15 protein-coding genes and 1 pseudogene are annotated in these 21,048 nt (G+C 39.7%); 8 read left to right on the forward strand and 8 right to left on the reverse strand.

Annotation, left to right across the window (positions count from 1 at the left end):
* Nucleotides 1-13: 13 nt before the first annotated feature.
* Nucleotides 14-709 carry a hypothetical protein gene (locus COCH_RS04800; RefSeq protein ID WP_015782178.1) on the forward strand — a complete coding sequence of 232 codons (696 nt, stop codon included), beginning with the start codon at nt 14-16 and terminating at the stop codon, nt 707-709.
* Nucleotides 710-728: 19 nt separating this feature from the next.
* The gene (locus COCH_RS04805; RefSeq protein ID WP_015782179.1) at nt 729-1,403 is read left to right on the forward strand and encodes a hypothetical protein; all 675 of its coding nucleotides are present in this window, start codon (nt 729-731) and stop codon (nt 1,401-1,403) included.
* A 506-nt stretch (nt 1,404-1,909) separates the two neighbouring features.
* Here COCH_RS04805 and COCH_RS04810 read toward each other — a convergent pair.
* Nucleotides 1,910-3,145 carry a hypothetical protein gene (locus COCH_RS04810; RefSeq protein WP_015782180.1) on the reverse strand — a complete coding sequence of 412 codons (1,236 nt, stop codon included), beginning with the start codon at nt 3,143-3,145 and terminating at the stop codon, nt 1,910-1,912.
* Between the two features lie 287 nt (nt 3,146-3,432).
* Between COCH_RS04810 and COCH_RS04815 the strand changes: the two genes are divergently transcribed.
* The 4 genes and pseudogenes from COCH_RS04815 to COCH_RS12420 all read left to right on the forward strand — a co-directional run.
* The gene (locus COCH_RS04815) at nt 3,433-3,855 is read left to right on the forward strand and encodes a hypothetical protein (protein WP_041546701.1); all 423 of its coding nucleotides are present in this window, start codon (nt 3,433-3,435) and stop codon (nt 3,853-3,855) included.
* Nucleotides 3,856-3,904: 49 nt separating this feature from the next.
* The gene (gene dinD, locus COCH_RS04820; protein ID WP_015782182.1) at nt 3,905-4,768 is read left to right on the forward strand and encodes a DNA damage-inducible protein D; all 864 of its coding nucleotides are present in this window, start codon (nt 3,905-3,907) and stop codon (nt 4,766-4,768) included.
* Nucleotides 4,769-4,793: 25 nt separating this feature from the next.
* Nucleotides 4,794-6,965, forward strand: a complete 2,172-nt coding sequence (locus COCH_RS04825) for a glutamine synthetase III family protein (protein ID WP_015782183.1) — start codon at nt 4,794-4,796, stop codon at nt 6,963-6,965.
* A 113-nt stretch (nt 6,966-7,078) separates the two neighbouring features.
* Nucleotides 7,079-7,165: pseudogene (locus COCH_RS12420) on the forward strand (glycosyltransferase); the annotation flags it as partial.
* A 448-nt stretch (nt 7,166-7,613) separates the two neighbouring features.
* On the opposite strand, the gene hemL reads toward COCH_RS12420, so the two are convergent.
* Both hemL and COCH_RS04835 read right to left on the reverse strand, forming a co-directional pair.
* Nucleotides 7,614-8,900, reverse strand: coding sequence for a glutamate-1-semialdehyde 2,1-aminomutase (gene hemL, locus COCH_RS04830; protein ID WP_015782184.1), 1,287 nt, complete (start codon nt 8,898-8,900; stop codon nt 7,614-7,616).
* A 61-nt stretch (nt 8,901-8,961) separates the two neighbouring features.
* Nucleotides 8,962-9,888 carry a PfkB family carbohydrate kinase gene (locus COCH_RS04835; RefSeq protein ID WP_015782185.1) on the reverse strand — a complete coding sequence of 309 codons (927 nt, stop codon included), beginning with the start codon at nt 9,886-9,888 and terminating at the stop codon, nt 8,962-8,964.
* Nucleotides 9,889-10,149: 261 nt separating this feature from the next.
* On the opposite strand from COCH_RS04835, the gene COCH_RS04840 reads away from it, so the two are divergent.
* Nucleotides 10,150-11,529 (forward strand): O-antigen ligase family protein, encoded by a 1,380-nt coding sequence (locus tag COCH_RS04840; RefSeq protein ID WP_015782186.1) that lies wholly within the window; start codon nt 10,150-10,152, stop codon nt 11,527-11,529.
* On the opposite strand, the gene COCH_RS04845 is transcribed toward COCH_RS04840, so the two are convergent.
* The 5 genes from COCH_RS04845 to COCH_RS04865 form a co-directional block, all read right to left on the reverse strand.
* On the reverse strand, nt 11,514-12,566 hold the full coding sequence (locus tag COCH_RS04845) for a glycosyltransferase (protein ID WP_015782187.1): 1,053 nt from the start codon (nt 12,564-12,566) through the stop codon (nt 11,514-11,516). The genes COCH_RS04840 and COCH_RS04845 overlap by 16 nt on opposite strands.
* Nucleotides 12,556-13,518 (reverse strand): hypothetical protein, encoded by a 963-nt coding sequence (locus COCH_RS04850; protein ID WP_041546932.1) that lies wholly within the window; start codon nt 13,516-13,518, stop codon nt 12,556-12,558. The genes COCH_RS04845 and COCH_RS04850 overlap by 11 nt, the downstream gene beginning before the upstream one ends.
* Nucleotides 13,518-14,501, reverse strand: a complete 984-nt coding sequence (locus COCH_RS04855) for a hypothetical protein (RefSeq protein WP_015782189.1) — start codon at nt 14,499-14,501, stop codon at nt 13,518-13,520. The genes COCH_RS04850 and COCH_RS04855 overlap by 1 nt, the downstream gene beginning before the upstream one ends.
* Nucleotides 14,482-15,285 (reverse strand): DUF5672 family protein, encoded by an 804-nt coding sequence (locus tag COCH_RS04860; RefSeq protein WP_009419563.1) that lies wholly within the window; start codon nt 15,283-15,285, stop codon nt 14,482-14,484. Before COCH_RS04860 ends, COCH_RS04855 begins: the two co-directional genes overlap by 20 nt.
* Before the next feature lie 79 nt (nt 15,286-15,364).
* The gene (locus COCH_RS04865) at nt 15,365-18,676 is read right to left on the reverse strand and encodes a glycosyltransferase family 117 protein (protein ID WP_015782190.1); all 3,312 of its coding nucleotides are present in this window, start codon (nt 18,674-18,676) and stop codon (nt 15,365-15,367) included.
* A gap of 1,088 nt (nt 18,677-19,764) precedes the next feature.
* On the opposite strand from COCH_RS04865, the gene COCH_RS04870 reads away from it, so the two are divergent.
* A complete protein-coding gene (locus tag COCH_RS04870) occupies nt 19,765-21,048 on the forward strand; it encodes a citrate synthase (RefSeq protein ID WP_009418207.1) in 1,284 nt (427 codons plus the stop codon).

Consider the following 21,048-nt stretch of genomic DNA (forward strand, 5'->3'; position numbering starts at 1 on the left):
CTTATCTAAAAAAATGGACATAATTTACATTATCTGTTTGGCACCCTTAGTGATTTTTATAGGTATCTTTCTGTACCTTACGATAATACGGAAAAACGCCTTTGAAGAACGATTAGTGCTTTTCCGTCCTACTCACCAGCTTTCACAAAAGCGTAAAACCTATATGCAGGGGGCACACAAATACCGCAAATATGCTTCTATTGCTTTGCTGGTGCTATTTTCTTTTCTTTTATTGATTTTGATTTTTGTAATGTTCAAAGAGGATTTTGAGGAAATAGGCAGTGTATATATGGTAATCTTTAATAAAATTAAGAAACTCATATTGTTTATCCTTCTTGCCCTTATACCTATTGTTCTGGCGTATTACCTTGCTACCTATGTGCTGAAACGCAATGAAAAAGCCCAACATATGCTGGTAGAACAAATGAGTGATACCGATTTTGAAACACTACTCAAAGTAAAAGATAGTTTGCCTTCTATCAGTAAGTATAGTCCTCCGTTTGTATTGTGTAACAAGAAGTTGTATATTTTTCTCTTCTATGCAATTAGAAAAATTGACCCTACTCAAATAACCGAAATTAATTGGGAAAATAATAAGAATAGTATTTTTATACGCCTCAAATCTCCTAAGAGAACAATGTTTACCCTATCCCCCACAACATTTTCTTATTTCTTGCCAATCGTTGAACAATATACAAAACCCAAATAAATAACTCTTACTTAAAATTATGGACATAATTTATTTACTCTGTTTTGTTTCGTTGGTGCTTCTCTTGGTTTTTATGTACTTTACGATGGTGCGCAAAAACGAATTCGAAGAGCACTTAGCACTTTATCGCCCTCAACACCAGTTGTCGCAAAAGCGGGAGGCTTATTTGAAAAAAGTGCGTAAGTTCCGCTTGTGGGTTACCGGTTTTATTATTGTGGTGTTTACAGCGCCTTTGTTTGTCTATCTTGTGCTGATGATACAAGAAGGTGTAGAGGTGCTACACTTGTTGTTTGCCGATGAAATAATAGGGGAGACCCTCCTTTCTTTACTCATTACCTTTTTGCTGTATTGGCTTTTCACCTTTGTGCTAAAACGCAAAGAAAAAGCTTTGTGTATGCTAGTAGAACAAATGAGCGATAGTGATTTCGACTTGCTGTTAAAAGTAAAGGATAGTCTGTTCATTCTCAATCGCTATAATCCGCCGTTTGTGTTGTGCAATAAGCAACTTTACTTCTTTATTTTCTATGCGATTCGTGAAATTGACCCTACTAAAATCACGGATATGGGTTGGGGTTATAGCCAAAATGGTTTATATGTAAAAATCAAATCACCTAAAGTCACAAGGATTACAATGTCGACTGGAGCATTGCCTTACCTCTTGCAAATCATTAAAAAATATAACAAAAAAATATGAACTTTTTAATTAGAAAACTTGGAAATTAGAAAATTAGCAAATGAGAGAATGAGAAAATGGAGTAAATGCAATAATACCAGAAATGCCAATAATGCCACCAAGGGAAATGGACGAGTCGGACAGGTCAGAGGAGATGTTGAGGGATTCGAAAGGAAACGGAAAAGAACGGAAGAAGGGAGGGAGGATTTTTGATGAAAAAGGGGTGTAAGATGGGTGGGGTTAGCTTATAGAGAGCTTATAGGAAGCTTATACGAATCTTGGACGATTGGTATAGAAAGGGTGTATAAGTAGTTGTCTCATAATATAATACAACAGGGGTAAAAATGTTAAAAAGAGGGTTTCGAGGCGAAAGAAAAGGAATCCTCATCCCGATCACATACTCTCCTATTCGGAGACTTCTCCCAAGGAGAGGGGGTGTAGTGACGAGTAGAGAGCGACGGAAAAAGGGGAATGTGGCGACGGAAAGGTGGAGGTAAGGTGGGGAAGTTTATAAGATGAAAAGTCTTTTATTTTGTCCACGAGAAAAGGCGCATATCTCCTGCTTCTAAGGTGTATGTTTTAGAGGTTGTCCAATCGACCGGGAGCAAGCGGGCTTCTTTGCTTACTTCTTGTACTTCGGCAGTGGCTTTTATCTCTAAGGGCAACGTTTTGAGAGGACTGTGGTTTACAATCATCAAATAGTAGCGTGACCCGTTCTGCAAGAGCGAAACAGTTGCCCCTATATCGCCTGTTTTGAGGACTTCAAAGTTTTTGGGCAAAACCAATCTTTTTGTGCCTGCGGGAATGCTTTTGCCGGTATGCCATACGTTGAGCATCTTTGCTCCTACGAACACGCCGGAAAGTTTCTGTACTTCGGCATTGGCTTGCGCTAATCGGTAATAGGTAGCATTTTTAGAGCCATCGGGCGCAATAGGCGCTTTGTAAGTTAGGTTATCAGGAGGGGTGGTGTAGGTGAAGAACTGCATCAGTTGCGAACCATAGGCTAAGTTGGTGTACAGTTGCAAGCGGAGGTCGGCAAGGGTAGGTTCTGGATATCCACCTTCACCGAGAGGGTGGGACGATGATAGCACGAGCGTCCATAGAGGAATGCGTAATTCTTTGGCTTTTGCCGAGAAGACTTCTAAGTTTTTATACCACAATCCGTTTACGGTTCTCTCTTTTGCTCCTTTGTTGAGTACGATAGGGTAGAAGGTAGAAGAGAGCATTTGCAGAGGGAGGGTGCGGGTAGCTTTTTCAAGATAAGCATTAAAGGAGGCGCCTAATTGCTTTTCGGAAGTGTCTATTGAGAGGAAATTCACATAGCAGATGCCTTTTTTATCGATTTGCTGAAAGCGTTTCATCTTCGCAGCTATCTTATCTAAATCTTTCATTGAGGGTTCGTCTGCCATAAACCAGCCTGCCACAGCAGGGTGGTCTTTTAGGGCTTTAATGGTTGCTTCGGTATCGGTAGAGAGTTCTGAGCAACTTACAATACTCTTCATTTGTAGGTTTTGCATCTTATTCAAAGCCTCTTTCACTTGGGAAAGGGTGGAATAATAGGGGTACATATTGTAATTTAAGCCCGCTTGTTTCATCTCTTGATAGGCTTCAGTAGAGGATTGAGGGGAGAGCCCTATCCACGCCATCATTGGGAAGGGGGTGTTGTTGGAGATAAGAGTGCCGTTATCTTCGCTGTTATTGTCTTTTTGGCAACCTGTGAAAAGGCATAAAGCGCTTAAACCGATGTAAAGAAATCTTTTCATTTGGGTGATGTTTATGGTCTTGACAGCGCAAAAATACAAAATAAATTGTAAAAAAGGTGACGATATGAAGGAAAATGATTACTTTTGTCGCAAGAGAAGTCGTAGCACGACAAACAGTATGAGTCGCATAGGTGAAAAATTATCAAATTTGTAAATAAGCAAATGAGGAAATGTGAACCATATATGCAGTTTGAGCCACACAGGCATCCGTAGCACGGAAGGCAGAAGAAAAACGATTTGAGAACTAAGAACTCACGAGTGAAAATTTAAAACTAAATAATAGAACAATGAAAAGAACGATTTTAATGCTTCTTATTGTCTTTGGAGCACTCTCTTGTAGTAAAGAGGATATTAAGAGATTAGAAGGAAAGGTAGATGTTACCGTCTACGTAAAAGACAACAACGGTACGCCCTTAAAGAATTGGCACGTATATGCTTACGATGAATGGGCGTGGGAACACAAAAGCGACTCGCACCCTACTTTTCACGCGAAGCAGTCGGTGACAGATGATGAGGGGATAGCCTCGTTTGTACTGAGTGTAGATGTGATTGATGAGCAGGAAGTGTATCAGTTTGTGGTGTATTATACTGAGGGCAATGCAGGGAAGAAAAATCTTTCGGGCACTGAAATTACTAAGAACAGTTTGAAAACAGTGAAAACGGTTACCCTTAAAGCGAAAGAAAAATCAACGATTACAATTGCGTTGTAGTAGTTATCGGACAGGTTTGCCCCTTGAAACTTAAAAACGCTAAAACATTATGGATAAGAACAGTGTTTTACAGTACAAAAATCTGTTTGACGGCATTACTCATTATATAGAAAGTGAAGATGCCAAAGAGAAAATAGAAGTGTGGTTTGCCCGTGAGTTGCAAACCATATTGGGCTATGCCCGATGGGAGAACTTTTCGGTAGCGATACACCGAGCAGTTGCTTCGTGTATGTCACAACAAATCAATGTAGATGACCATTTTCGTGAGGTCACGAAAATGGTCGAATTAGGCAGTGGCTCTAAGCGTGAAATTATGGATTTTATGCTTACCCGTTATGCCTGCTATCTCATTGCTCAGAATGGTGACCCTAAAAAAGAAGAAGTGGCTTTTGCTCAGAGTTATTTTGCTGTACAGACACGTAAGGCTGAGCTCATAGAAGAACGCCTCAACTTGCTTTCTCGTTTAGAAACACGCGACAAACTCAGAAGTGCCGAAAAGCAACTCTCACAGAATATTTATGAGCGAGGCGTTGATGATAAAGGCTTTGCGCGTATCCGCTCCAAAGGCGATACCGCTCTTTTTGGCGGACATACTACTGAGGATATGAAGCTACGGTTAGGAATAAAAGCCAACAGACCTTTGGCAGATTTCTTACCAACGCTTACGATTGCAGCTAAGAACCTCGCTACCGAAATGACCAATTACAATGTAGAAAGTAATGATTTGCACGGCGAATCTGCCATCACACACGAGCACGTACAAAATAACCAAACTGTACGACAAATGTTAGGGCAACGTGGTATCAAACCAGAAGAATTATCTCCTGCCGAAGATATTAAGAAATTAGAGCGCAAAGTAGCGCGTGATGAGAAAATGATAGCTGAACACTCTCAAAAATTGCCTAAAAACTAAAATAATAATAACTTACCTCTTACCTATGCTAAGATTCACCGCTCTTACTACCGCACAAAACCGCAAACCGGTGGCGGTACCCGAAAATGGCAAACGCTCCGAACTGTTTGCCCAAAATGTATTCAACGAAGAGGCTATGCGCCAACTGATGACCCGCGATGCCTTTGCCGCTGTAATGAACGCCATTCACAATGGCACTAAAATAGACCGCCGTGTAGCCGACCAAGTGGCTACCGCTATGCGCGATTGGGCAATCTCCAAAGGCGCTACCCACTACACCCACTGGTTCCAACCTCTTACAGGGGGCACAGCCGAAAAGCACGACGCTTTCTTTGAGCCTGTTACTCGCGACCGCGCTATCGAACGCTTCGGGGGCGGACAGCTCGTACAACAAGAGTCCGACGCTTCCAGTTTCCCCAATGGTGGTATCCGCAATACTTTTGAGGCGCGGGGCTACACCGCTTGGGATCCTTCTTCACCGCCTTTTGTATATGGCACCGTGCTTTGTATCCCTACAATATTCATTGCCTATACCGGCGAGGCGTTGGACAATAAAACGCCTTTGCTCAAAGCTCTTAGCGTTATCGACCAAGCAGCTACCGAGGTTGCCCGCTATTTCGACAAAAATGTGAGCAAAGTCACCACTACCTTAGGCTGTGAACAAGAGTACTTCCTCATCGATAAAGCCCTTGCCAATACCCGCCCCGATTTGATGATTACCGGTCGCACCCTCTTAGGGCATCAAGCGGCTAAGGGGCAACAGTTGGACGACCACTATTTAGGGGCAATTCCAAGCCGTGTGTTGGCTTTTATGCGCGATTTGGAGCAAGAGTGTCTATTGCTCGGAATCCCCGTCAAAACGCGTCATAACGAGGTCGCGCCTAACCAGTTTGAGTTGGCGCCTATTTTTGAAGAAGCCAACCTTGCTGTCGATCAAAACTCTCTGCTGATGGACGTGATGCGCAAAGTAGCCGAACGCCACGACTTTGTGATCCTATTCCACGAAAAACCCTTTGCAGGGGTCAATGGTTCGGGCAAGCATAACAACTGGTCGCTTGTAACTGATACAGGCGTAAACCTCTTGGCGCCTAGCAAAACGCCTATCAAGAACCTGCAATTCCTCACTTTCTTCATCTGTACTATCAAGGCAGTATGTGAATACGAGCCTTTGTTAAGAGCCTCGGTGGCATCAGCAACTAATGATTACCGATTAGGCGCTAATGAAGCACCGCCTGCCATAGTATCGGTGTTTATAGGCGAACAGCTTACCCAAGTCTTAGATGCCTTAGAAGTGTCGTCCGATAACCTATCTCCCGAAGAAAAAACCGAACTCAAACTGAATGTAGTAGGCAAAATACCCGACCTCTTTCTCGATACTACCGACCGCAATCGCACCTCACCTTTTGCCTTTACGGGCAACAAGTTCGAGTTCCGTGCCGTGGGCTCTAAAGCCAATTGTGGCAAGCCTACAATGGTACTGAGCACCATAGTAGCTCAACAACTCACCGAGTTTAAGAAGGCAGTTGATGCGCTCATCGAAGGAGGCAAGAAGAAAGAAGATGCTATTTTTAAAGTGTTGCGCCGCTACATTAAGGAAAGTAAGAAAATACGCTTTGAAGGCGACGGTTATAGCAAAGAATGGGAGGAAGAGGCTGCTCGCCGTGGTTTGAGTAATCATAAAACGACACCTGAGGCACTGAAAGAAAACATCAGTGAGAAGGCTGTGGCTTTGTTTGAAAGTACAGGAGTACTCAGCAAAGTAGAGCTTTTAGCGCGTTATGAAATTGGCTTAGAAGAATACGTGAAAACCGTGCAGATAGAATCGCGTGTATTAGGCGATATTGCCCGTAATCACGTGGTGCCAACAGCCGTGCGTTACCAAAACACCCTTATTGAGAACGTGAAAGGCTTAAAAGAAATATTTGGCGATAGCTACCAAGAAGTCGCTGCCGAGCAAATGGAACTCATACGCCATATTTCCGAGCATATCAAGGTGATCCACAGTCAGGTAGAGGCAATGGTAGAGGCGCGAAAGCACGCTAATCACTTACCCGATTTTGAAGCTAAAGCCGATGCTTATTGCAATGAGGTCAAACCTTTCTTTGAGATAATACGCTACCATTGCGACAAACTCGAACTTATGGTAGACGACGAACTTTGGACACTGACAAAATACCGCGAATTGTTTTTTAATTAGCAAATTAGAAGATGAGAGAATTAGAAAATTTGAAATGAGAAAATAAGGTGCGAGCCGCACAGGCAGTGTGAGCCACATAGGCTGTTGAATTAGCAAATTTAGAGGATTGAGGAGTTCGGAAGGAAACGGAAAAGTTCGGAAGAGGAGAGGTGGGATTTTTGGTGAAAAAAGGCTGTAAGAGGGGTGGGGTTAGCTTATAGAGAGCTTATAGGAAGCTTATACGAATCTTGGAAGATTGGTATAGAAAGGGTATATAAATGGTTGAATAATAGCATAATACAACAAGGTTAAAAATGGTAAAAACGGGGTTTCGAGGCGAAAGAAAAGGGAAGAAATGACGAGGGACAAATGACGAATGACGAAGGTAATGTGGTGAAAATATTTTCCTTTATACATACTCCGCTTTCACGAGGCACATACTCAGCTATTGCTGGCTATCTTCAAAAGAGGAATGTGGTCACAGAAAAAGTGAAGGTAATGTAGGGTCGTGGTACGACGAGCAAGTAGAAACTTTGGTAAAGTGTAGGAAGAAAATTCGCAAACCAATTTTGATAAGCTATAATAAAAAAACACTTTGTCAAAAAGTATCGTAGCAGTACGTGCGGTTAGAAACTTTGACAAAGTGTAGTATGACGCTAACTATGAGTGTTACAACTCCATAATTACTCTGTTGAGAGCTCCGATGGTCTTATCTAAATCTTCGTAAGTAAGGGCGTCGTTGAGGAAATAACTTTCAAAAGCACTTGGAGGTAAGTAGATACCTTCGCGTAGCATTCCGTGAAAATACTTGCGGAAGCGTGCTGTATTGCTCTTAGCTGAGCTGGCGAAATCGGTTACGGGTTCTTCGGCAAAGAAGAGGGTAAACATCGAACCAAAGCTATTGATTTGGTAAGGGAACCCTGCGCGTTTCAGTACGTTGTCGAAGCCTTCGTGCAAGTAAGATGTCTTTTTCGCTAAACTGTCGAACACCTCAGGTTGTTCATTCAGAGCTGTGAGCATCGCCAATCCAGCACTCATCGCCAAAGGATTTCCGCTAAGAGTCCCCGCTTGATACACGGGACCTTCGGGAGCTAAATAGCTCATAATTTCTTTATTAGCAGCAAAAGCCCCTACCGGGAGTCCGCCACCAATCACTTTTCCGAAGGTAACGATATCGGCTTTGATACCAAAGACCTCTTGTGCTCCGCCTTTTGCCAAACGGAAGCCGGTCATCACTTCATCGAATATCAAAAGTGCTCCGTTTTCGGTACAGAGTTGTCTCAATCCTTCCAAGAAACCTTCGGCAGGAGGCACACAGCCCATATTTCCGGCTACGGGTTCGATAATTACGCAAGCGATTTGCTGTGGATTGGCTTCAAAGAGGGTTTTTACGGAGGCTAAATCGTTGTAGTTTGCTAAAAGCGTATCTTTAGCCGTGCCTTGAGTCACGCCAGGACTATTGGGACTACCAAAAGTTGCGCCACCACTACCAGCCTCGATGAGGAAAGCATCGGAATGTCCGTGGTAACAACCGGCAAACTTGATAATCTTCTCACGACCGGTATAGCCACGAGCCAAGCGTACGGCGCTCATACAAGCCTCAGTTCCGCTGTTCACAAAGCGAATCTTATCGATATGAGGCACCATTGAGACCGCTAATTCGGCGATTTGGACTTCGACTTCAGTAGGAATACCGAAAGAAGTACCTTTCTTGGCGCGCTCGGTTACTGCCTCAATTACCGGAGGGTAGGCGTGTCCTAAAATGAGAGGTCCCCAAGAGGCGATATAATCGATGTACTTGCGGTTGTCCTCATCGGTGAGGTAAGCGCCTTGGGCTTCTTTGATGAAAATAGGGTGTCCCCCTACGGCATTGAAAGCGCGTACGGGTGAATTGACTCCGCCAGGGAGTACTTGTTGTGCAGCTGCGAATAGTTCGCTACTTCTTTTGTAAAGCATATCTTTTTAGGTAAGAGGTAAGAGATAAGAGGCAACAAGCAACAGTTTTACCTTTTATCTCTTACTTAAGTTGAATGTCAAATTGAGTAAGGTCACGGAATTGTTGTAAACGGGCGTGGCGCTCGTCTTGGGTGAGGGTAAGCAGGCGCTCAGCCCCAAATTTCTCGATGCAAAACGAGGCAATGTTCGAGCCGTGAACAATAGCGTTTTTTAGATTGCTGAACGAATAGTCGCGGGTTTTGGTGAGATAGCCTACGAGTCCGCCAGCAAAAGCATCACCGGCACCTGTGGGGTCGAATACTTCGGCTAAGGGGAGTGCTGGCGCAAAGAACACTTTGTCGTCGTGGAATAATAGCGCCCCGTGTTCGCCTTTTTTAATCACCACAAACTTCACCCCCATTGCCATAATGCGCTGGGCGGCTTTCACGAGCGAATACTCTTTGGTAAGTTGGCGTGCTTCTTCATCGTTGATTGTAATCATATCTACGCGAGCGACTACCTCCATTAGCAAGTCCCAAGTGTGGTTCATCCAGTAGTTCATTGTGTCCATCACCACTAATTTGGGGCGCGATAGCATTTGGTCGAGTACGTCCATTTGCAGAGTAGGGTGGAGGTTGCCGAGTAAGAGCACTTCGGCATTGCGGAAGGCTTCGGGTACTACGGGCTTAAAATTGGTAAGCACGTTCAGTTGGGTGTCGAGGGTATCGCGTTGGTTCATATCGTTACGATACTTGCCACTCCAAAAGAGCGTTTTTCCTCCGTGCACTATCTCAATGCCCGACACGTCGATATGGCGCTGGCTGAGGAGGTTTAAGTAGTCTTGTGGATAGTCGTCGCCTACGATAGAGACGACAGCTGAGGGGACTTCGAACTGAGCGGCAGCAAGGGCTATATAGTTAGCTGAGCCCCCCATAATAGCGTTGCTTTTTCCGAAAGGAGTTTCTATTTGGTCGAAAGCAATACTTCCGAGAATGAGTAGTTTATTCATTTAAAATAGGTAAAACCAGTAAACACTGGATCTGTGAGTAATAGATTTCGGGGGCAAAGGTAGTGAAAAAAGTGGATAGAGAGAAGGGAAAGACGAAAAAAGTTGGTAGAGAGTGTAAGTGGGGAATTATTTAAACAAAAGAAGGAGGGAGGAAGAGAAACTATTTTTGGTTATCTCATCAAGATGTTATACTTTTGCATTATTAGTTAGTATTTTTACAAATTCTTTTAATTGCAAGAAGACTTATTTGTTTGTTGAGAAATGATAAACAAGTTGCTAAAAAATTGGATATTCTTACTTTCCTTACTAGTTATTGTCTTAGCCTTTTTTCTTTCATATATTTTCCCAGATTTATGGATAAGGGAGGGGTTTAGTAATGGCTTTTTTAAAGGAGGTTTCTATTTCTGTGGTTTTTTTTCTGCTTTATGGTTGTTACAAAATCACTTGATTCTTTTTAGAAAAGAAGAATGTTTACGTTCACTTATAATATGTGTAGGAGCCGCAACCGTTTTTTTGTGGACATATAAGCATAAAATCACATTTCGTATGGATCTACTCTTACTTTTTTTATGTGGTTTTTATTCTTTAGTTTACCGAAAATGGATAATGCCTGATAGAGTGATGATTGTTTTCTTTTTGCTGATAATATTGCGGTTTTTAGGAATACTATGGGCAGAAGACAAAGCCTTTGCTTGGCAAGATGTTAATACAGATAAACTCTATTTTTTATTACTTGTTCTTATTACTTGCATTGGTTTTCGGATAAAAGAACAAGAGAGTATGAGTTTTATTACTCTATGTTTTAAGTTGTTTTTACTATTACTTACTTTGAATATAAGTGCTTATATTTTTATACAAAAAGCTATAAATCTTTATTTTTTTAGTTTTTTGGCTTTTAATAAAGGTTATATGAATTATTATGAGCTCTTATTAGGATGGTCTATTTTTAAGCATCCTAGTTTTATAGCTTGGATAATGCTTGTAATATGGGGATTAGGAGTTTTGGTGTGGAGGAAGAATAAAGAACTTATATCATTACCAGAAGTTATTTTGTATGGAGTTCTCTTGTTTTGTTTTGTTTTTATGCTACAAGCGAGAGTAGCTATAATAGGTTTCCCTTTATGTCTTTTGATATTAGGCTGGTTTTATATTTCTAAAGAATGGACTATTCGAAAGCGTATTATAACTGAAATAGGACTGTTTTCAATGGGCTTATTAGGTATTTATTGGTTAGTTACTCATACGACCTTTTTTGCTGATTCTGCGCGAGAGAAAATGCTTATAAAAGCAAAAGAAAGTATTAATCATCATTTTATAATAGGGGCAGGCACCTCCTATGAAAAACTTCTAGCAAACGAAACGATAGGATTAGTACACATTCACAATGATTTTTTAGCCACATTTATTGATTTAGGAATGGTTGGGTTTTCTTTGCTTTTATTATGGATATTCACTATTTACCAAAAAGGGATTTACAATAGGGATAATTATATTATATATTGCCTTATGACCTTTCTTTTATTTATGAATACGGATGTTGTTTTAAATTATCAACCAGGGGTGCTTATTTTACTTCCTTTTTTAATATTTGTTTTTTTTAAACAGGAGAAAACACTTAATTTATACTATAATAAGGGTTGAAAGAGATGTAGAATTTTATTCCAAATAGAGATAGTATCTTTTTCCTCTCGTTCCATTGAGTAGTTAGAAAGTACAAAATCAGAAGCTTTCTTCCCTTTCCCTATAATTATTTCAGGAGACTTTTCATAAATCAATAGTAGTTCTTCTACTTTCTTCACATATTCTATGATGTTACCACCCTCTATAGGAGAAGAAAATTTGGGATTAAAATATTCTCTACCTCCTTCTCCGTGATAACCAATCACGTAGCAACCACAAGCCATAGCTTCTATTGGTGGAAGTCCAAAACCCTCTCGATGATTGAAACTTAAAAAGAAAACACTTTGTTTCATTATATTAGCGACCTCTAGTTCGTTTTTATTATCAATAGACACCAAATTCCAGTTACGAAGCACTCCCCTAAGTTTGAGAATAAGGATTACTTGGCGTACATCATCAGTTAACTTTCGAGGCATAAAGCATATTTGTTTTTGCTTTTTAGAAGAATAAGAAAAAATCGAAGTGTCAATACCTAAGGTCATTTTATATGTGTTTAACTTAGGGAAAGTATAATTCATATAAGTTAAAGCATCTTTAGAAGCAACAATTGTTGCTAAAATATTAGGGTTATTATAAGGTGTTTGAGTATATTCTTTTTCAAAAAAATAGTGGTTGAAAGTATAATAGCAGTTTTGATTAAAGATTACTTTCTTAATATTTGGGGCTATCTTATCTATTTTATCACCGTATATTTCAGGAAAAACTAATATAGTATTCTTGTCTATAGGAATACTTCTCTTGTTTAAAAACCATAGTTTTATTTTTTTTATAAAAGTAATTTTTCTATTCCCAAGTATATATTTTAGTAATTTAAATAAGTAAGGACTATGTGATATTTGTGCATCACTATGAAACCACTTTTGCTTACTTTTACCTTGTAGTAGGACAGAGGCATTAAAGCCATTTTTTTTTAATGTTTCTGCTTGGCGGAAAATCTGTTTTACCCCGCCACTCATAAAATTGTTATTAGGGCAAAGAAAGAGTATTTTAGTTTCCATTAATAATATTATGAATCCAATTTTTAATATGGTATTTTTCTCTTAGTTTTATATCTATTTCTTGATAGTCAGTTTTAAAAAATTCCAAAGGGATAGTAATGTTGTCAATATCTTCTATAACAAAGATGTTATTAGGATTGTAAAAATCATAATTTACAATATCTTTATTAGTGGTAATAAGTTTTTTTCTTAGTCCTATAGCCTCATATGGACGAAAAGACAACCCTTTTTGGTGAGGATGTGCAATATCCAAAATAATTTTACTATCTAAATAGTATTTATATGATTTTGAAAAAGGAATAATTTCTTTAATGCGTTCAATACTTTTAGGGAGCCTTTGTCGCCTACGTGCAAACATCTTTCCTTTGACTGAAATATTATGTTCATCAAAATATTTAAAGATACGTTCAGCAACTTTTATTCTCTCATCATAAGTGGCTAAATAACAAACATCGTATAGGTTATTTGAATCATTATTACTTTCTGCAAAGTAGAAATTAGTAATCTTTTTTAGATGGTACTTTACACAATCATCTGGTTCGAAACTATAGATAATGTCAAAATCTTCTAAATATTTCTTCTGCATAGGTATTTTTTCAATACTATCCCAAAAAATAACTACTGATAATTTTGTTTTCTTTAAAGCTATTTCTATCTGATTATTAGTTAGAAGGTATGGGGCATTTATTAGTAAAATATCATAATCATTACTTTCGTTAATAAATTTAATAAACTCTTTTATATATTCATCTTTTTTTTTCTCTTTTAGATTTCTTCCTAAAAGAGTTTTTAAAAAGAAGTTGTAAATCCTTTCCCCCCAATTTTTATATTGGTACTTAAAGTTTGAGACTATATAGCTCACATCACAATCACTATATTCTTTTAATCCCTTAAGAACAACTTCATTAAAACCATAATAGTCGGGGGCGATGAACAAAAGCTTCCTTTTCATCATTTTAATAGTTGTTTTATCCAACTTGAAAAACTGTATTTATCTTGTATCTCTTTTTCTAAAGGTTGATAAGGAGCGTTTAAAAACTCATCAATGTTATCAAAAGAACCTTTTTCAATTATAAATATATTATTGGGATCATAAAAATCATACTCCTTCACTAAAAGATTGTTTGTTATTAGTTTTTTACTATAGCCAATACTTTCGAATGTCCTAAACGAAAGTCCATTATGTATAGGGTTATGTAAATCTAATAAATATTCTGATTTTTGCATTTTCAAAATACTTTCTTTAAAGCTAAATTCCTTATCAATTATTTTAAACTTATAATGATAAGATTTTTTCCGCTGTGAAACTAAAAAAATATTAGGTATCAATCCTTTATTTTCTAACAAAGTACTTATTTGCTCCAACAATAATACTCTATTTTTCATATAAGTACCTACAAAGAAAACAGTTTTAGGAGTTACTACTTCTTTTGAGATTATATTATCAAAATAGAAATTAGTAGTATGTTTTAGACGCCTGCTTAAATTCAAATCTTTCTTGTCAAAAACATAGAATTTATCAAATAAGTTGATATACTTCTTAGCTAAAGGATATCTGTTTAAACCGTCCCATTGATAAGCTACTGTTTTCTTAGATATTTGTTTTACTTTATCTATTACCTCAAAATCAAATAAATCTGGGCGGATGAAAAGAGCATAGTCTGTTTTTTTGATGTGTGATAATTGGATCAGTATGTCTTCTTTTGCCTTCTTATTTTTGATAGAAGGTTTATAACTTCTGTCACCAAAAAATAGTTTCTTATATCCGTGAGTAATTTTATCTTTCAAAGAAATGGCATTTGTTCTATTAGATATATCCAATACAAAAACCTCAAAGCCTAAAAACTCTAAATTATCTTTGAATTGTTCAAGTAACCCAAAGTGGTTAGGCATTGCTATAATTATTGTTTTTCCCTCAAAATCCTTCTGTTTCATCTTTTATAAATTGTGCCCAAATCTCTCTGTTTTCTTTTTCCCACCGATGGCACCCCATAGGCAGAATTTGGTTGTTAAAAGCAAGTGCTTTTCTTACTTTATTTTCAATAGAAAAAAGACAAGCTTCTTTATAGTTTGGTTTTTTAAAATCAATCCCATTTCGCTTAGGTTCTATACTAAAAAAAACATCTTCAGCATAAAAGGTACTTCTGTTAGAAGGTTTTAGATACACAGCAGTTTGTTCGGTAAGCTGTTTTAATACTTCTATGAATTTTTCTCTTTTTCGCAGAGAGAAACCTCCGTTGCCTACCTCATTATAAAGCAAAATTTTGTTTTTTTGAGTTTTCCGATTGCCTTTATAGTTTATAGCTTGCTTTATAAAACAGATTGAGCTATCCCAAATTTTCTTAATAATAGGGGCTTTCTCTCTGCGACGAATCCAAGGAGCTCCTATATAATCATAATCTTTTTTACACCAAAATAATAAGTCATCTCTAAAGATATACGCATCAGTCTGATAGATAAGTATATATTTTTCAGTAAAAGCCTCGTAAAAATCTATACTAAGCATCAGTTGATTATAACCATCAATACTTTTAAAATAGGCATCATCGAAATCTCTAAAAGTAACCTTACCAAACTCTTCATAAGCTCTTATATCTAAACTTTTAGGGTGAACGAAGGTAATAGGATATTCCTTTAATACTCTAAAAACACGTTTGATAGAGATTATATCATTGCCAGACGGCTCTTCTTTATATATAGGGATAACTATATTTACCATTTTTCTTTTTAATTTAGAAAAGGCAAAGATAAAACCATTTTTTAAAAAACAAAATTACTTCAATAACTACTTACAAGGATTATTCGCTCTTTCCACTATCTTTCTCCGCTCCTGCCTGAACAAGCGTATCCGCCTCCTCATCCATTAGCATCTTCATATACTCATCAAGCTCTTGCGATTTCATAAACGGACTCGCCTTCGCTCTGAGCACTTCTACTTGTCTTTCGTAAAAATCCTTATCCAAAGGCGCTATGAGCAATAATAATTCTCCATAGCGGTCTATGGTATACTGTATTCTGGCAGTATTAGCGTATCGCTCATCTGGCGATAAGTGTGCGTAATAATTCAGTTCTTCTTGATATTTCCCAAATATCTGCAAAGCCAATTTACGAGCGGTTTCTTTCTCACCTACCCTAAAATAACCTTGTACAAAAGGGTCAAGAGTGAAGTAATAGCCATAAGCCTCCAAAGGCATATGCTTCATTCCGATATCCAAGATATCTTTGGCTTTATTTAATTTACCTTCTTCTATCAGTTTTTCGGTAAGACGTGCCAAATTACCGCGGAAGATAATACTGTTCTTACGCGTTTCGGGGTCTAAGTAAATACCTGCTTTACCCATATTACCCCAATCCCATTTCTTTATGATGTCGTACATCAAATTACTGTCTATACGACCCATATCAAAGGGGTGGTTCTTATCGATTTCTGTTTTAATAGGCACAAGTTTGTACACCAGTCCATCTAATTGCAAGTACTCCTTCATCCAGATATACTCAGCAGAGTCCATACTACCTCCTGAGAAGTATATCGGGCGTTTCCAATCGTTATAAGCCAAAATATCCAGCATCACAATACGTGCTTTATCGATAGCACTAGGGAGCGTGATATCTATATAGTCTACTATTTTATCAGCATCTTCGGGTTTTACAATACCGCTCTTTAGTACGTTTTCTTTATTTACAGGAATCCGTATTTTGTTCGTAGGGTAGTAGTTAAAGGTTCTACTTTCACTACTACTGCTACTGAGCTGTGTATTAGGGTCATCGCTGGTTACCCATTTCACAAAGTCTTTAATGTTCCAGCGGTTCTCGGTGCGTTTTTGGAAATACACTCCTTCACGTACCCCGTGAGCATATTGTTTGTGCACCATTTCACCTGGGATAGGACTACTTTGGTACGCTTGGCGCTTCATTTGGTCTATATACCAATCCGTTTGCAACAAGCTCGTATTAATTATCCGCACATCGGTGCGATAGCCTTCTATTTCTTGGGCATACCACAGTAAGAACGTATCGTTATCGCCAATGGTGAATATCATAGCGTCTTTATCTTTAACTACCGAGCTCAAATAAGCGTCCGCAATAAACTCTGCCGAATACTTTTGCGAGCGGTTGTGGTCGTCCCAATTCTCACTTGCCATCAGCACAGGTACAGCAAGCAAACTCGCTACCACTGCCAAAGGCGCTCCTATTCGTGACGAAAGCACCCTCCTAAGTGCGTGGAATAACGCATATACACCCACTCCTATCCATATAGCAAAAGCGTAGAACGAACCTACTAACGGATAATCTCGCTCTCGCGGTTCAAACGGTCGTTCGTTGAGGTATATTTTCATTGCCAAACCCGTAAAGAGGAAAAGCATCATCACTACCCACGTTTGGCGTTCGCTCTTCGTCGCCATAAAAAATAACCCTAAGAGTCCTAAGAGCAGAGGCAGGAAATAGTAAGTATTACGAGCTTTATTGTTCAGCACATCGGCAGGAAGGTTGTCTTGCGACCCAAGGCGCAAACTATCAATAGGCTTAATGCCCGATAGCCAGTTGCCGTGGTCATTCTCCATCTTGCCTTGCACATCGTCTTGCCTGCCTATGAAGTTCCAAGCAAAATAGCGGAAGTACATATACCCAAACTGATACTCGAACAAGTAGTGCATATTCTTCCAAAAACTTGGCTTCTCTACTTCTATATAGTCCCGATATTCGGTAAGGAATTGGTCGTAACGCTCAGGCGGAAGCGGTTGTATTTGCATTTGCCTTTGCACTTCTTGTAAGAACTGATAGAGCTTCGGCTCGTTATAAGCTTCTTCTTTTATTCTAAACGTAAGTAGTCCTGTGAGCTTCATATAATTCGCCGCGTGTTGCGCACTCCACATTCTTGGCAAAACACCCTCTTGTTTGCTATTCGACGCCATCTGAGCGTTTTTGTACTGATTCACGATGATGTATTTGCCTAAGGCATAATCGCGCTCGTATTTTGGCTTCGCATCTTCATACGGGTTCTCTTCGTCTAATCCAGCGTATTTATCCGAATACATAGGACCGTAGAACAAATGCGTTTCGGGGTATTGTTCAAGGTTGTAATAAGCTAATAGCAAACGCGCATCAGTCGGACTGTTCTCATTGATAACCGTATCAGCATTCGCGCGAATAGGTATCATTAGCCAAGACGAAAACCCTATAAACACAAACAACAAGCATAAAAAGCCCGTTTGCAAGCGCACTTTGTTTTGCTTATAAGCGTAGTTCAGCGTAAAATAGAAGAACGCAATAACCGAGAGTCCCGCGATAATAGTCCCTGAGTTGAACGGCATACCGAAGCTATTCACAAAAAATACTTCCAAATAACCAAAGTACGCCAACGTGTAAGGTAATATTAGTTTAAATATCAACAGCAAAATAGCGATAGAAACTACATTAGCAATGATGAAGTTCACTACCGTTTTCTTGTAGTTACTCTTGAAGAAATAAAGCATACCAATGGCAGGAATGGTCAGTAACGCCATAAAGTGCACCCCAAACGACAGCCCCACTACTAACGAAATCAGTAACAACCAGCGGTCGCCACGTGGTTCGTGCAAACTGTCCGTCCACTTGATGCCTACCCAAAACATAGCCGACATAAATAGCATTGCCATTGCATACACTTCTGCTTCCACCGCGTTAAACCAAAAACTATCCGAGAAAGTATAGGCAAGAGCCCCTACAACCCCACTCCCCAAAACAGCGATAAACTGCCCTTGGGTAAGCGTAGCAGGCGTTTTTTCTTCAACAGAATCGGTTCTCTTTAAAGCGATTTTCTTGGTCAAATTTACAATGATGAAGTACAAGAAAAGAACCGTAAAAGCACTCGATAAAACCGACATATAATTCACAAACAGCGCAATCTTATCCGAGTTCGGAGCAAAAGCAGCTATAAAAGCGCCCATCATTTGGAATAAAGGCGCTCCGGGAGGGTGACCCACTTCCAATTTCGCTGAGGTAGCAATATACTCGCCACAATCCCAAAAGCTAACCGTAGGTTCTACCGTAAGCCCATAAGTGATAAGAGCTACGGCAAAAACAGCCCACCCCACAATGAGGTTATATTTCTTAAATTGATTATCTGTCATCAGTACTTTATATTTCAAAGTGCAAAGGTAAGAAACAATTACCAAATGAGCAAATTTGTCAATCAGATATAAACCCCACACACCCTCACAACATTCCCCTTTGGAGCCAGTTCACGACAGTTGGGTCTGTGCCCCGCAAAAGTAGAGTATGTGATAGGAGGGATATTTGTTATCACTATACTTTGCCAAAGTTTCAAACTTTGGCAAAGTTAATATAGCCACCCTTCACTGCTGCGAGCTTGTAGCTCGTACACACTTTGCCAAAGATAATTTCCCGTTATGCTACGACCCTACATTCCCTTCACTTTTCCCGTCCCTAATTCCCCCTCTTCGAGGGAAGTCCGCGAGAGCGGAGTATGTGAGAGGGGGGAGGTTTCCTCCGCTTTTCCGTCACCACATTCCCCTTTTGAACGGAAGTCCGCGGAAGCGGAGTATGTGAGAGGGGGATGTTATCCCCTTATTGCCTATTCCTTAAGCCCCCACACCACCCCATTTTCTCATTTTCAAATTTGCTAATTTCCTAATTATCCCTCCTCCTTCCCGTCATACTCCCCCCTAGTGCCTATGGCCTAAGGCCTAGTGCCTCTTCCTCTTTCTTTCGCCTCGAAACCCCATTTTTACCATTTTTAGCGCTGTTGTATTACGGTATAAATCAATCACTTATACACCCTTTCTATACCAATCGTCCAAGATTCGTATAAGCTTCCTATAAGCTCTCTATAAGCTAACCCCACCCATCTTACACCCTTTTTTCACCAAAATTTCTCCCGACTCACTTCCGTTCTTTTCCGTTTCCTTCCGAATCCTCCAACCCTCTACATTTGCTAATTTTCAAATTTGCTAATCTGCTAATTTTTCCCTGCCCATTCCCCTTGGTGGTATTATTGGCATTTCTGGCATTATTGCCATTTACCTCATTTTCTCATTCTCTCATTCTCTCATTTCTTTTTTCGTTATAGATATATTTGTCTTATATTTTAATCATAAAACGTTAAAGATTGTTAAATAAGATAGATTTATCGCTATTTTATTTGTAAATGTGAAATAATTTTTCTTACTTTGCCCAAAAATAAAAAACAAATTGTACTATGGAAAACACAGCAAAACTGATTTTTGAAGGGAAAGAATACGAATTTCCTATCGTAGTAGGCACCGAAAACGAAAAAGCGATTAATATCGAAAAATTGCGTGCCTTAACGGGTTTGGTAACCTTGGATTCGGGTTACAAAAACACGGGTTCTTGCAAGAGTGCCATTACCTTCCTCGACGGCGAACGGGGCATCTTGCGCTATCGTGGCTATAACATCGAAGATTTAGCTGCTAAAGCCGAGTTCCTCGAAGTAGCCTATCTTCTTATTTTCGGAGAACTCCCCACTGCCGAAGAGTATGACGATTTCAAAAAAACAATTCACAAGTATACCCTTGTTCACGAGGATATGCGCCATATTATGGACGGTTTCCCGCGCTCGGCTCACCCTATGGGGGTATTAGCATCAGCTACCAGTGCGCTCACCGCTTTCAATCCGGTACCAGTAAATGTACATTGTCCTAAAAACGTGTATCAAGCGGTCTGTAAAGCCATTGCTAAAGTAACCATCATCGCTTCTTGGGTATACCGCAAACGCGAGGGCTTACCGCTGAATTATTACGACAATAGCAAGGGCTATATCGAGAACATTTTGCGACTCTTCTTCGAAATCCCTACTGAGGAATATAAAATCAACCCTACGGTAGTGAGTGCTCTCAACAAACTGCTCATCCTTCACGGCGACCACGAACAGAACTGCTCTACTTCTACGGTGCGTTTGGTGGGGTCTTCCGAGGCGGGTCTGTTTGCGAGTATTTCCTCTGGAGTTTCAGCCCTTTGGGGTCGTCTCCACGGCGGGGCAAACCAAGCGGTGATTGAAATGCTTGAAGAAATTCATAAAGACGGAGGCGATGTCGATAAGTTCATTAATAAAGCAAAAGACAAAAATGACCCTTTCCGTTTGATGGGCTTTGGGCACCGTGTGTACAAAAACTTCGATCCACGGGCTAAAATCATCAAAGTGGCTGCCGATGATGTGCTCAATGCTTTGGGTATAGAAGATCCAATTTTTAGCATTGCCAAACATCTTGAAAAAGTAGCTTTGGAAGACGACTACTTCAAATCGCGTAATCTCTACCCTAATGTAGATTTCTATTCGGGTATCATCTACAAAGCCTTAGGTATGCACTTAGAGATGTTCACTGTGCTCTTTGCTATCGGTCGTCTCCCTGGTTGGATTGCCCAATGGAAGGAAATGCGCCAAGGAGGAGAACCTATCGGTCGTCCACGACAAATATACGTAGGTGCCACCGAAAGAGCTTTTGTTGAATTGAATAAACGATAA

This window comes from Capnocytophaga ochracea DSM 7271, assembly GCF_000023285.1.
Taxonomy (GTDB): Bacteria; Bacteroidota; Bacteroidia; order Flavobacteriales; family Flavobacteriaceae; genus Capnocytophaga; species Capnocytophaga ochracea.

Coding starts and splice junctions, on each gene's coding strand:
- COCH_RS04800 (WP_015782178.1), top strand. CDS start 14: ATGGACATAATTTACATTATCTGTTTGGCACCCTTAGTGATTTTTATA.
- COCH_RS04805 (WP_015782179.1), top strand. CDS start 729: ATGGACATAATTTATTTACTCTGTTTTGTTTCGTTGGTGCTTCTCTTG.
- COCH_RS04810 (WP_015782180.1), bottom strand. CDS start 3,145: ATGAAAAGATTTCTTTACATCGGTTTAAGCGCTTTATGCCTTTTCACA.
- COCH_RS04815 (WP_041546701.1), top strand. CDS start 3,433: ATGAAAAGAACGATTTTAATGCTTCTTATTGTCTTTGGAGCACTCTCT.
- dinD (WP_015782182.1), top strand. CDS start 3,905: ATGGATAAGAACAGTGTTTTACAGTACAAAAATCTGTTTGACGGCATT.
- COCH_RS04825 (WP_015782183.1), top strand. CDS start 4,794: ATGCTAAGATTCACCGCTCTTACTACCGCACAAAACCGCAAACCGGTG.
- hemL (WP_015782184.1), bottom strand. CDS start 8,900: ATGCTTTACAAAAGAAGTAGCGAACTATTCGCAGCTGCACAACAAGTA.
- COCH_RS04835 (WP_015782185.1), bottom strand. CDS start 9,888: ATGAATAAACTACTCATTCTCGGAAGTATTGCTTTCGACCAAATAGAA.
- COCH_RS04840 (WP_015782186.1), top strand. CDS start 10,150: ATGATAAACAAGTTGCTAAAAAATTGGATATTCTTACTTTCCTTACTA.
- COCH_RS04845 (WP_015782187.1), bottom strand. CDS start 12,566: ATGGAAACTAAAATACTCTTTCTTTGCCCTAATAACAATTTTATGAGT.
- COCH_RS04850 (WP_041546932.1), bottom strand. CDS start 13,518: ATGAAAAGGAAGCTTTTGTTCATCGCCCCCGACTATTATGGTTTTAAT.
- COCH_RS04855 (WP_015782189.1), bottom strand. CDS start 14,501: ATGAAACAGAAGGATTTTGAGGGAAAAACAATAATTATAGCAATGCCT.
- COCH_RS04860 (WP_009419563.1), bottom strand. CDS start 15,285: ATGGTAAATATAGTTATCCCTATATATAAAGAAGAGCCGTCTGGCAAT.
- COCH_RS04865 (WP_015782190.1), bottom strand. CDS start 18,676: ATGACAGATAATCAATTTAAGAAATATAACCTCATTGTGGGGTGGGCT.
- COCH_RS04870 (WP_009418207.1), top strand. CDS start 19,765: ATGGAAAACACAGCAAAACTGATTTTTGAAGGGAAAGAATACGAATTT.